At 51.5% G+C, this 11,820-nt stretch carries 9 protein-coding genes; 1 reads left to right on the top strand and 8 read right to left on the bottom strand.

The annotated features are described in order from the left end of the window. Positions 1-273: 273 nt before the first annotated feature. The 8 genes from iolE to MHI51_RS01990 all read right to left on the bottom strand — a co-directional run bounded on the left by iolE (position 274) and on the right by MHI51_RS01990 (position 10,405). Positions 274-1,170, bottom strand: coding sequence for a myo-inosose-2 dehydratase (iolE, locus tag MHI51_RS02025; RefSeq protein ID WP_405173532.1), 897 nt, complete (start codon positions 1,168-1,170; stop codon positions 274-276). A 39-nt stretch (positions 1,171-1,209) separates the two neighbouring features. After that, a complete protein-coding gene (iolD, locus tag MHI51_RS02020; RefSeq protein WP_405173531.1) occupies positions 1,210-3,174 on the bottom strand; it encodes a 3D-(3,5/4)-trihydroxycyclohexane-1,2-dione acylhydrolase (decyclizing) in 1,965 nt (654 codons plus the stop codon). 26 nt (positions 3,175-3,200) lie between these two features. Beyond that, complete coding sequence (locus tag MHI51_RS02015; protein WP_339246029.1) at positions 3,201-4,661, bottom strand: CoA-acylating methylmalonate-semialdehyde dehydrogenase; 1,461 nt, start codon at positions 4,659-4,661, stop codon at positions 3,201-3,203. Positions 4,662-4,776: 115 nt separating this feature from the next. Continuing rightward, the gene (gene iolC / locus MHI51_RS02010; protein WP_341165186.1) at positions 4,777-5,787 is read right to left on the bottom strand and encodes a 5-dehydro-2-deoxygluconokinase; all 1,011 of its coding nucleotides are present in this window, start codon (positions 5,785-5,787) and stop codon (positions 4,777-4,779) included. A gap of 262 nt (positions 5,788-6,049) precedes the next feature. After that, positions 6,050-7,060 (bottom strand): LacI family DNA-binding transcriptional regulator, encoded by a 1,011-nt coding sequence (locus MHI51_RS02005; protein ID WP_076124669.1) that lies wholly within the window; start codon positions 7,058-7,060, stop codon positions 6,050-6,052. Positions 7,061-7,241: 181 nt separating this feature from the next. Then, positions 7,242-8,072, bottom strand: coding sequence for a 5-deoxy-glucuronate isomerase (gene iolB, locus MHI51_RS02000; RefSeq protein ID WP_076219003.1), 831 nt, complete (start codon positions 8,070-8,072; stop codon positions 7,242-7,244). 42 nt (positions 8,073-8,114) lie between these two features. Continuing rightward, positions 8,115-9,161 carry an inositol 2-dehydrogenase gene (iolG, locus tag MHI51_RS01995; protein WP_405173530.1) on the bottom strand — a complete coding sequence of 349 codons (1,047 nt, stop codon included), beginning with the start codon at positions 9,159-9,161 and terminating at the stop codon, positions 8,115-8,117. Positions 9,162-9,289: 128 nt separating this feature from the next. Continuing rightward, entirely contained in the window at positions 9,290-10,405 is a 1,116-nt protein-coding gene (locus MHI51_RS01990) for a glycoside hydrolase family 105 protein (protein WP_076275971.1), read from the bottom strand. Positions 10,406-10,595: 190 nt separating this feature from the next. On the opposite strand from MHI51_RS01990, the gene MHI51_RS01985 reads away from it, so the two are divergent. After that, the gene (locus tag MHI51_RS01985) at positions 10,596-11,507 is read left to right on the top strand and encodes an AraC family transcriptional regulator (protein ID WP_405173529.1); all 912 of its coding nucleotides are present in this window, start codon (positions 10,596-10,598) and stop codon (positions 11,505-11,507) included. The last annotated feature ends 313 nt before the right edge of the window (positions 11,508-11,820 follow it).

The raw sequence follows: 11,820 nt of genomic DNA, 5'->3' as shown, positions 1-11,820 counted from the left end.
CCCCTCTGTACAACCGTTAGGATACCCGGCCACGGTTCAGCCGTTAATGCACGAGTAGTTCATAGATATTTGGCTGCACCATCATGGAAATGGAAACTCTTCCGCCTAATTTGCTGCCATTATAACACATACAACATGAGCCCGACCAACGAAGCCATTCGTATTTTACACCTGCTCATTAAAAAGGCGAGGTGCGCACAGCCATAGCCGTGAACCCCCGCATATAAATCTGTCCGAGCAGCCGCCAAGCACCTAGTGGTAGTCCTCCTCGGCCTATAAACCACTCAGATCTCTGATATAACGGCGCGCCTTGATCGCATATTCCAGCGGATCGGCAAGTGCCGGATCCTGCTCCGCTTCCACTACAAACCATCCCGTATAAGAGTAACTTGCCAATTCGCTGAAAATCTCCGCAAAGGATATACATCCATCGCCAGGTACGGTGAATGCGCCCGCTTTTACAGCCTGGAGAAAACTGAGCTGATCCCGCAGCACACGCTGAACAACCTCCGGACGTATATCCTTTAAATGGACATGTTTAATCCGAGGTAAGTGGATGCGCAACACCTCTAAGGGATTCTCACCGGCAAAAGCTAGATGACCGGTATCGAACAGCAGAGACACCTCTTCCGGTTCCGTGAGCTCCATTAGCTTAGCAATTTCGGCCCCAGTCTGCACCCCTGTCCCCATATGATGATGGTATACAAGCGCCATACCTTTTTCAGCAGCCAGCCGGCCAAGCCCACCCAGTCCATCGGCAAGTGCGGCCCACTCCGCTTCTGTGAATACAGGTTTATTAGCAAACAGCGGCGTATCCATTTGTCCCTGAATACTCCGCCCTTGCTCTGAGACGACAATCACCTTCGCACCCATCTCATATAAAAAATCACGATGCGCGCAAAAAGCCTCCACTGTCTCCTCATATGGCCGCACAGTCAGATACGCGCTGAACCAAGCGCTGGCAATCTCAAGTCCACGAAGCTCAAGTGCCTGGCGCAGCCGTTCCGGAGAGCGTGGATACTTGTTGCCCACCTCGCTTCCCTGAAACCCGGCAAGCGCCATTTCGCTAATACACTGTTCAAAGGTATTGTCTACTCCCAGTTCAGGCATATCATCATTAGTCCAAGCGATAGGAGCAATCGCCAGCTTGACCGCATGTTCTTTGAACATCCTCGATTCTACCCCTTCCGTTTCACAGTATTACTAATACTAATAACTGCGGGCCTTTCCAAGCTGTTCAAGCTTCTGCTCGTAGGCAGCCCAAACGGCTTCACTGCCGGACACTTCTGGAACACCAACATTCCACCAGGCTCCGTAACCATGTGTCATTGTCTTGGGCAGCACCTTAATGTCAATTAGGGTGGAACGATCCTGCAGCAGAGCCTCCCTCAAAGCGTCACGCAACTGCTCAGCCGTTGACGCACGGAAGGTCTTCACTCCATATCCCGCGGCACTTGCTGCATAATCTATGCTTATCAGTTCGCCGCTCAGCTGACCTTCCGGGCCCCGGTAGCGGAATTCAGTCGCCATGCTATCCAGTCCTTGCTCCATCTGCAGGTTGTTGATACAGCCGAACCCCATGTTATCCAACAGAATGACGTTGATCTTCTTGTTCTCCTGAAGGCTCGTCACTAGTTCCGAATGCAGCATTTGATAGCTGCCATCGCCCACCAATGCATATACCTCCCGGTCCGGCTCCGCCAATTTCACACCGAGTGCACCGGAGATTTCATACCCCATACACGAAAAGCCATATTCCATATGGTAAGTATCCGGCACAGTGGAATTCCACATCCGCTGCATGTCGCCCGGTAAGCTGCCTGCGGCTCCTATCACAATGGCGTCTTTCGGAAGATATTCATTGAGGATCCCGAGTACCTGTGTTTGCGCCAGCGAAGTGTTCAACTTCGCCGCATATTCAGATAGCTTCTCGTCAAGATGTCCGGCAACTTCCGGCACGAAGGAAACTGAAGAACGATCTGGACGATCTGCCTCCTGATTCACCGTATACTCCACGTCAGATAGACGCTTTCTTTCCACTTCCCATGCCTTTTTTGCCACTACAATTTCATCTGTATAAGCGGTGCGGTAACCGCGCTTCTCCAACGTAGCAGACAGCGCCCTAAGACCTTCGGCAGCATCACAGACCACAGCCAGCGCATCCAGCTTGGAGGCATGGTAAAGGGAAGCGTTAATTGTCAGGAACTCCACCTCGGGATGGGCGAACAAACTCTTCGAACCTGTCGTGAAGTCCGTAAACCGGGTACCCACACCGATCACCAGATCCGCTTCTGTGGCCAGCGCATTGGCACAGCCATTCCCGGTAACTCCTATGCCACCGAGATTGTAGGCACAGTCGCTTGCCACGGCGCTTTTTCCAGCTTGCGTCTCACCGAATGGGATGGCGAATTTCTCCGCAAACGCACGTAATTCCATTCCTGCATCCGCATACCGGACTCCCCCCCCACAGACCAGCAGAGGTCGCTGTTTACTGGCAATAAGATCAGCTGCCGCAGCAAGCTCATCCGGATGCGGAGTACGGGAAACGATCCGGTGGATGCGCTTGCGGAAGAACTCAAGTGGGTAGTCCCAGGCCTCCCCTTGCACATCCTGCGGCAGCGCAATCGTAACTGCCCCGGTATCTGCCTGATCAGTCAGCACACGCATCGCGTTCAGCAATGCCGTCATCAGCTGCTCTGGCCGATAAATCCGGTCCCAATATTTGCTCACCGCTTTGAAGGCATCGTTGACCGTTATCGACAGATTGTAGGTGTGCTCCATTTGCTGAAGTACCGGATCCGGTTGACGGGTGGCAAAGGTATCGCCGGGGAGCAGCAGCACGGGAATCTGATTCGCCGTCGCAGTGGCAGCGGCTGTCAGCATATTAGCTGAACCCGGTCCTACCGAAGCGGTGCAGGCCATGATTCGCCGTCTGCGGCTCTGCTTGGCAAAGGCAGTCGCCGCATGCACCATTCCTTGCTCATTCCTCCCCTGATAGACCGTCATCTCACCCGGCGCTTCCTGAAGTGCCTGCCCCAGTCCAAGTACATTGCCATGGCCGAAAACGGTGAATATACCGTGTACAAAACGCTCCGGTCCATTGTCAAAGTCCACATATTGCTGGTTCAGAAATTTCACCAGCGCCTGCGCCGTCGTTAATCTAATCGTATCCACGTGAAACCTCCCTTTCGCCGTTTTTGTTACTGCCAGCGGGCAGTGACGACTTTTTTGCGTGTATAAAATTCAACCCCGTCGCTTCCATTCGCATGCAGATCGCCATAGAAGGAATCCTTCCAGCCGGAGAAAGGGAAAAAGGCCATCGGGGCTGGCACTCCGACATTGACACCCAACATGCCTGACTCGATATTTTCCCGGAAATAGCGCACTTTCCCGCCGTCATTCGTAAAAATACAAGCCCCGTTGGCAAAACGAGAGGTATTGGCAATTTCAATCGCCTCTTCTACATCCTTGACACGGATCACTGCCAGGACAGGCGCGAAAATTTCCTCCTGCCAGATTTTCATTTCCCGGGTCACTCCATCAAACAACGTTGGGCCGATAAAATAACCCTGTCCCTGCACCGCAGCATCCGCCCGGCCGTCTCTTAGCAACTTAGCGCCCTCGGCCATGCCTTGTTCAATATAAGCGACCGTTTTGTCTTTATGACTTTGGCGGATAACCGGCCCAAGAAACGTGTCGTCGTCCAAACCATCGCCGATGGTCATCTGCTCACATTCACGCAGGAGGATGGAGATCAGCTCATCAGCAACCTCTTCCTGCACCGTTACCACGGAGCAAGCCATACAGCGCTCTCCCGCAGAGCCGAAGGCTGCGTTGACAATCTGTGTTGCTGAAGCCTCAAGGTTCGCGTCTGCCAACACAATAGAATGATTTTTCGCCCCTGCCAACGCCTGAACCCGCTTCAAACACGCCGTTCCCTTCTTGTAGACATATTCGGCCACCGGCTGTGAGCCAACGAAGGAAATCGCCTTCACATCAGGATGCTCCAGCAGGCCGTTTACCACCTCATGTGCACCGTTAACCAGATTGAGCACACCTTTCGGAAGCCCGGCTTCCTCTAACAATTCGACCAAACGTGCTGCCAGCAGCGGTGTGCGTTCGGAGGGCTTCAGCACAAAGGTATTCCCACAGGCGATGGCCAACGGGAACATCCAGCAAGGCACCATCATCGGAAAATTAAACGGTGTAATCCCGCCGACTACACCGATGGGATAGCGATACATCCCAGACTCGATGCCTGTCGCGATGTCGGGCAACTGCCGGCCCATCATCAGCGTCGGCGCACCTGCCGCAAATTCCACACACTCAATGCCGCGCTGCACCTCTCCGTAGGCCTCTTTGAAGCTTTTTCCATTCTCCAGCGTGATCGTCTTCGCCAGTTCATCCCAATGGTCCACCAGCAGCTGCTGATATTTGAACAAGATCCGCGCTCTGCGCGGCACCGGTGTCTTGGACCAGCCTGCAAAAGCCGCCTTTGCCGCCGCCACCGCCCGATCAACATCGACTCTGCTGGACAGCGGAACCCTTGCCATCTCCTCTCCAGACGCTGGATTGTATACCGTTTCTGAGTGCTCCGTAGCCGCCTCTACCCACTGCCCGTCAATATAGTTGTTCAGCACTTGCACGGTTTGCTGTGCCATTCTACTCACTCCTTCATCTCTATTAATGCGATCCCGCGAATCTAATCTAATCTAATCTTGCATAGCTATTCGATCTGGGGTTGTTTGAGTTGTGTCCTCTCCAACCTCTGCCTACTTACTCTGCACCTGAAGTGATTTCCTCGTTAGACAATAAAAACGCTTCCAATTCGTCCAAGGTTGGCATGGCATCCGAACAGCTGTGGCGGGAGATGACAATGGATGCCGACGCGCTGCCGCGGCGCATGGCCTCACCGACGCTTTCTCCCCGCATTAGACTGTGAATGAAGGCTGAGGCGTAAGAATCTCCGGCTCCAAATGTCTTCAATACTTTAGCGGGAAAAATACCGCTCCGATGCTTCTGCCCATCCGCCGTGTAGGAGATTGAACCACTCCCGCCATGCTTGATAACGACCAGCTTTGCTTGGTGCGAGAACCAGCGGTTAACTGTTGCTTCGTCATCTGCATCTGTCACATTGTACAGGCTCTCCATCATATTAAATTCCTCACGGGTACCGATGATACAATCGCATTTCTCAGCTGCCAGATTATAATAGACCGCTGTTTCTGCGGCTGACTTCCAAGTATAGGGGCGATAATCCAGATCAAAAAATACAGTGACATTGTGCTTGCGGGCGAACTCCAAAGCGACAAACACAGCCTCACGGGACGGACTTTGTGCCAGTGCAGTACCTGAGATCAGCAGTGCCTTGGACTTCCGAATATACTCTTCCGAGATCTCCTCCGTACTCAGCAGCAAATCAGCCACATGATCCCGGTACATCAGAATGCTGCACTCCTGAGGACTCTTTATTTCAGTAAAAGCAAGCCCAGTCACTGCACCGGTCTGGTCAACACTCACCTGGCTATCGTCAATGCCATTCCTTTGCAGATAAGTTCGGATAAAACGGCCCATCTGATCATCGGATATCTTACCGATAAAGCCAGTGCGCATCCCTAGCCGTGCTGCTCCAATTACGATATTGGCGGGAGAGCCGCCGACATATTTGGTAAACGTCAGTGTCTCTTCCATTGGTCTTCCGGTTTCATTAGCGTTTAAGTCAATACAGAGCCGACCGACAGCAATTAAATCCAGCGGTCGTGCAGGATCGAACTGTAAACCGTTCATTATGACGCCTCCTTGAGAAAACTTCAGTAAAATGGATTAATGAGATACAACAACATCGGGGGATGGGTTAAGCGCTTAACCTAATTTCCATTAGTATAGTTTAGAAATTGGAGTTTGGCAATCCTGAACTTAAACGAAGTTGGGAACTGAACCCATGTACCAGAAAAAAACAAAGAAAAGACCTGTCCCTCGCCGCTAAGCGAGGGACAGGTCTTCAGATAGGAGTCGGCGTTCTTACTCCGTTTGTAGAGTTTGTGTCTTCCTAATGCGGTGCCGGTCCGGTGGAATGGCGGACTATCAGTTCCGGCATCAGCATGATCTTGCGCTTAGGACTATCGGGATTGTCGATAGATTCGTTCAGCAGAATCATCGCCTGTTCCGTCATCTCACGCAGAGGCTGAGCAATGCTGGTCAAGGTGGGATGGCAAATTTCAGCCAGCATTGTATTGTCAAAACCCACCACGGACAGATCACGGGGTATTGACAAGCCTGCGCTGCGCGCCTCCTTCAATATCCCAATCGCGAGCAGATCGTTGCAGGCGAATATGGCGGTCGGCCGGTCTTCCTGCGCCTGAGCCAGCATCGCGGCAGCCGCTTTGCGGCCGTTCTCCAGCGTGGCTGAAGTATGCGTGAGATTAGCCGGATTGTCAAAGCCAACACCCGCTGCCTTGAGCGCATCCATAAAGCCTTCCACGCGCAGCTTACTCCCCGGTAAATTGTCAGAGATAATGCCGAGCCTGCGATGGCCCAACGACAACAGATATTCTGTCGCCTGATAGCCTCCCTTATAGTCATCCACCGTGACGCTGTTGCTCTCCATCCTCCGGATATCAGCCGAAAATAACACAAGCGGTACGTGATCAGCCAGCAGGCGGCGGACCATATCCGGATTCCCTGTATGAGAAGCAATGATTATACCGTCCACCCGTTTGCGCAGGAGCAGTGAGATATACCGGGCCGCCTTCTCATCATCCCGGTCTGTACTGCATACAATCAAGTCGCTTCCCTGCTCCTGGGCATAATCCTCAATACCTCGGGCCGCCTCAGCAAAAAAAGGGTTGGAAATATCGGGAATCATCAGCCCGATCGTTCCCGTTCGGCGACTCGTCAGCGCAGAGGCCACCAGACTCGGCTGGTAATTCAGCTCCTCCATGATCCGATGAACCTTCTCCCGTGTCTTATCGCTAATTCTCCCGTTCTTGTTCAACACCTTGGACACCGTAGCGATGGAGACTCCCGCTTCCCGTGCCACATCATATATCGTAGGTTTCATCGTTAGTGAGCCCGCCTTTACGTTCGTACAATCCTATACCTAGATTATAAGGAACTCTTCTGACAGTGTCTATTCAGCGGTGCAAGAGACTCTGTTACTGTGGCGATCATTTGGTCAATACATCGACACAAAGAAGGAGCCTCCGCCTTGCGGAAGCCCCCTTTTCGTGCGTGCTGCTACACTATTTCTTCTTATCCTTCTGGTGTTGCTGCATCTCGAACAGCCATTCATGTTCCGGATCATTATGAAAAACCCATGTGCGGACCGGACCTGCCATCACATTGAGATAATAAGAATCATAACCCGGCGGAGCCGATACAGGATGATAGCCCTCAGGAACCAATACAATACTGCGGTCAGACACGGCCATCGTCTCATCAAGGCTGCGATCGTCATTATACACCCGCTGCACTACAAAACCATGAGCCGGGTTAACCCGGTGGTAGTATGTCTCTTCCAGGTAAGACTCAGCAGGTAGATTGTCACAGTCATGCTTGTGCGGAGGATAGCTGGACCAATTGCCGCCACCCGTACGTACTTCCACGACCAGCAGGCTCTCGGCTTCACTCTGCTCAGGCAAAATGTTGACCACTCGCCGTGACATACTGCCAGAACCGCGGGCTTCGGCCACAGTATCGCACGGAGCGATCAAACGCGGCGCATATTTGCCCGTTCCTGGTGCAAGGCAAACCGCAAGTTCCAGCTCCGTCAAGGCCGTAACTTCATAATGCCCTCCCGCCGGAATATACACCGCATACGGCGGCAAATCCTCAAATACAGACATACGTTCACCGATCCCGGCGAACAACTGGGCGCCTGCTCTCACATCCGCCTTGCCCGCCAGCAGCACCAGACAGATTTCATTCCCTTCCGCGCTGCGGCTCAGCGTATCCCCAACCTGCAGCTGGTACACTTCAAAACCTACATACTCCCATCCAGCGCTCTCCTTGCTAACTGCCGCTACAAGTCCATCTTTGCCGGGTGCTCCGGCTTTTATGATTAGATTGGACATCTTCACAGACCTCCCCCATCTTCCTTCAGCATCTGCATCCGCTTACAAAGCTTGTGTTGCCGATATTCCCTCTCCGGCACAAGAAGACAACTTGACCGGAAGCCCGGTAAGATAGGATTCCTTAGCGGCTTCGGCAATCCGTTCCGCCTGTTGCCCGTCAAGCCCGCTGCAAATGATAGGCTCCTGCAGGCGGATTGCCCGGGCAAACGCGGCAACCTCCTCTACGAAAGCCTGGTTATACCGCTCGAGAAAGAAATGAAGCGGCTGATCGCGTGTGACCGAAGCAGCGGTTGAAACCTCTACAGTTGTTGGACGGCAGTTGTCGGCGGTGGCTGAGCCGCAGGAACCGAACACCTCCACGCGTTGATCATAACCATATACAGCCTTACGGCTGTTATCAATGACGCAGATTGCGCCACTGGCAAAGGTCAGCGTGATGACAGCTGTATCCACATCATCGCAGCGCCCAAACATCAGATCAACGAGATTGGCACCTCGGGTATAAACTTCTGTTACTTCCTCACCCATCAGATAACGGGCCATATCAAAATCGTGAATCGTCATATCCATAAACATCCCGCCGGAAGACCGCACATAAGCCTCACCCGGAGGCTGCGGATCACGTGATGTGATCTTCACAATATGTGGACTGCCTAGCTCTCCTGATTGAACCAGTTGCTTAAGTTTGCGGAAGCTAGGGTCCATTCGCCGGTTGAAGCCGACCTGTAGCAATACACCCTCATCCTCCACTATCTTCAGTGCCTGGTGGGTAAACTCTGACGACAGGCTGATCGGCTTTTCACAGAAAATATGTTTTCCAGCCCGGGCCGCTAGCTCAATCCAAGAGGCGTGGGTATCCGTAGGTGTGCAGATAAACACAGCCTCAATCTCAGGGTCATTCAGAATGTCTTGCCCATTCACAAATGCAGAGCCAAGATTCCGGCTCTCTGCCCAGACCAGCAATTCCTCACTTACCACAGCCTCCGCAATGGATTTCAACTTAAACGACGGCATCACACGCAGATTATCTGCATGAAGCCGGCCAATTCTGCCTGCCCCAATAATGCCAACTACGATCGGATTTACCATGTTTGCTTATCCTCCTTCAAGGTAAGCGCTTAACCATCCCGAAAATAGTATACTCCAAGCACAAGTGAAGTTACAAGCAAATATTTCTCCAGCTTTTTTTAACTCTCTCCTTAGCTATCTACTCCTCCTCAACAGTAATGTAACGCTTCACCTAGTGCGACTAAAACCATGGCCTGCCCGTAGGCCATAGGGGCAATAATGATTTCCTTATAATCTTCTTTTGCAGCACCAATCGGAGTGCCGCCGGATACACCAAGCACCGTGCCTTCATCGTCAATTCTGTCCAGCACCGCCCGGATCGCTTTCAGGGCATGATCTGCATACGATTCCGGCAACAACCCCCTGCGTACGCTACGCAAAATACCCGCTGCGATAGCTGCTGAGCCTGACGTTTCAGTATAACTGTTAGAGTCGTCCAGCAGCGTATGCCATAATCCGTCTCCGCTCTGGCAGGCTAATAAAGCTGTTGCCTGTGCGTTCAGGATCTGTTGAAGATATTCAAACACTCCACTGTCCAGATACGGCCCCATCAACTCCAGGTATTCAGGCAGGCCGAGTGTAAACCAGCTATTGCCCCGGCACCAGAAGGCTTCGCTGAAATTATGCCGGCCGCCAAAATGCCAGCCATGAAAAAACAGCCCCGTCTTTTTATCATACAGGTATTTGATATGCAGCAGCAGTTGGTAAAGCGACGCTTGCCGCCATGCGGAATTATCGTATTTGACACCCATTTTTGCCGTGAACAAAATAGCCATAAATAACGTATCAATCCAGATTTCATTATCATTGAGCGTAACTTCATCCTTGCTCGCTCCTGTTGTAACATGCTGATAACCAGACTCCTCCGTCCGCGGCAGGCCATGCATCAACCACTGTACCCATTCCAGGCTTAATTCCTCCGCTTCCTTCAGTTCCATTAATGACAGCAGCGGTGCTGTTGTATTGATATTCCGGCTCGGCAGTCCCTTGCCCAATTGCTTGCTCATCCAAAGCTTGGCATATTCTTGATAACGCTCATCCTTGAAATGCTGCTCGAGCTTTTGAAGTCCGTAAAGCCCCACTCCCTGCGGCCAATCCCATTCCTCCATGCCAAAATCACGGGCAAAATACCCCCGTCGTCCCGCATCCTCCCCTAAATTTTGCAGTTCGGCTTCGTTTTCCGGCCGCTCCAGCTTCAGCAGCTTATCCGTCACGCGGTTCAGCTTTTCAATGATCTCAACTTTACTAATCCGGCTGTTGTTCATCTGTTTTGCGCCCCTTCGCCTGCCATTTTGGGTCTTCCCTCATGTTGGGTAGTTCCATTCACCCGTAATATATCAAACCATTCCATACAAAAACTACTTTATATTTGCTGTAATAACCCTCATATATTGCAAATCTTGCTTTTCTGAACCTATAATAAGTGCATATTACAGAATAAGGCGGTGAGAGCATTTGCTTGAAAGCGACTTACTGTACGAACAAGGGTATAGCGTACGTATCAACACGCCCGTAGATCCCCTTTTTTATTATTTTGATTATGACCAGCGTTCTCACGATATCAATATGGAGTTTCAGCATTTTCATGATTTTTACGAGATTCATATCTTGATGGATTCCCGAGCCACTCATATTATCGATGGGAATGTCTGCGCCCTCCAGCAGTATGACATCGTGCTCCTGCGTCCTTATCGGTTGCATAAGACACAATATCCGGAAGGGCCGCCGTTTAAGCGGCTGATCATAAACTTCGCCATGCCCAAGGATATACCCGGTTTAGATAACGCTTACAAAAGTATGTTTCTCTCATTTTGGGAAGAAATACCGATCTACCGTTTGCCAAAAGAGTTGCGCAAAGCCGTGTTTGATCCTCTTAACGCTATCTTCACCTTATCACACAGCACTTCACCGTTAAATCCAGTACTGATTCACAGCCTTTTCCAACAGTTCCTCTGTGCTTTATACCAGCGTAGAGACCAGAACAGCTATGTCCCAGAGGAGATCGGAAATGCCATTATGCAAAAAATCTACTCGATCACCGCATACATCCATAGCCATTACAACAGCGAGTTGTCCCTTGATTTCCTCGCTAAAGAGTTCTTTATCAGCTCCTATTACTTATCACACCAATTTAAGTTAATTACCGGCTCCACGCTGACAGAATATATTCAGATGACCCGGGTCCGTAATGCCCAGCAATTGCTGATCTACACCCGCCTGAAGATTTCCGAGATCGCCGGGCAATGCGGATTCAACAGCTTCTCCCAGTTCAACCGCATATTCAATAAACTTAGCGGGATGTCCCCATCCGAGTTCCGCAAGAATCAGGTCATGTCCAACACTGCTTCGACCACATTTTCCTATTGATGTACTTGCTTACCTAGTTACAAAAAATCCGCTGTGCGTCCGACAAATCTATCTACCCTCTAAGTAACTATATTGAGCAGTAACAGAGGCAATGTTTAGACGCAAAAGAGAGCCGAAGGGAAAGGGATAGCAAAAGCGATGGTGCAAGCACACACATGTTGGGATAGATGCAGGTACTGGTGTAGGTGCTCGTAGTGATGTAGGTGCTGGGGCTGGGGCTGGGGCTGGGGCTGGGGCTGGGGCTGGGGCTGGGGCAAGGGTAGTCACATTTAACTGTATTTCATACAACTATTTTTTCACGCATCACGCCACC

The sequence above is a fragment of the Paenibacillus sp. FSL H8-0260 genome (assembly GCF_045040625.1).
Classification (GTDB): domain Bacteria; phylum Bacillota; class Bacilli; order Paenibacillales; family Paenibacillaceae; genus Paenibacillus_AQ; species Paenibacillus_AQ odorifer.
The sequence above is the reverse complement of the archived record's forward strand: the minus strand, read 5'-3'. Positions and strand labels throughout refer to the sequence as shown.

Excerpts from the sequence above, each read along its gene's own strand:
- iolE (WP_405173532.1), bottom strand. The coding sequence starts at position 1,170 with ATGTTCAAAGAACATGCGGTCAAGCTGGCGATTGCTCCTATCGCTTGG.
- iolG (WP_405173530.1), bottom strand. The coding sequence starts at position 9,161 with ATGGTAAATCCGATCGTAGTTGGCATTATTGGGGCAGGCAGAATTGGC.
- MHI51_RS02005 (WP_076124669.1), bottom strand. The coding sequence starts at position 7,060 with ATGAAACCTACGATATATGATGTGGCACGGGAAGCGGGAGTCTCCATC.
- MHI51_RS01990 (WP_076275971.1), bottom strand. The coding sequence starts at position 10,405 with ATGAACAACAGCCGGATTAGTAAAGTTGAGATCATTGAAAAGCTGAAC.
- iolC (WP_341165186.1), bottom strand. The coding sequence starts at position 5,787 with ATGAACGGTTTACAGTTCGATCCTGCACGACCGCTGGATTTAATTGCT.
- iolB (WP_076219003.1), bottom strand. The coding sequence starts at position 8,072 with ATGTCCAATCTAATCATAAAAGCCGGAGCACCCGGCAAAGATGGACTT.
- MHI51_RS02015 (WP_339246029.1), bottom strand. The coding sequence starts at position 4,661 with ATGGCACAGCAAACCGTGCAAGTGCTGAACAACTATATTGACGGGCAG.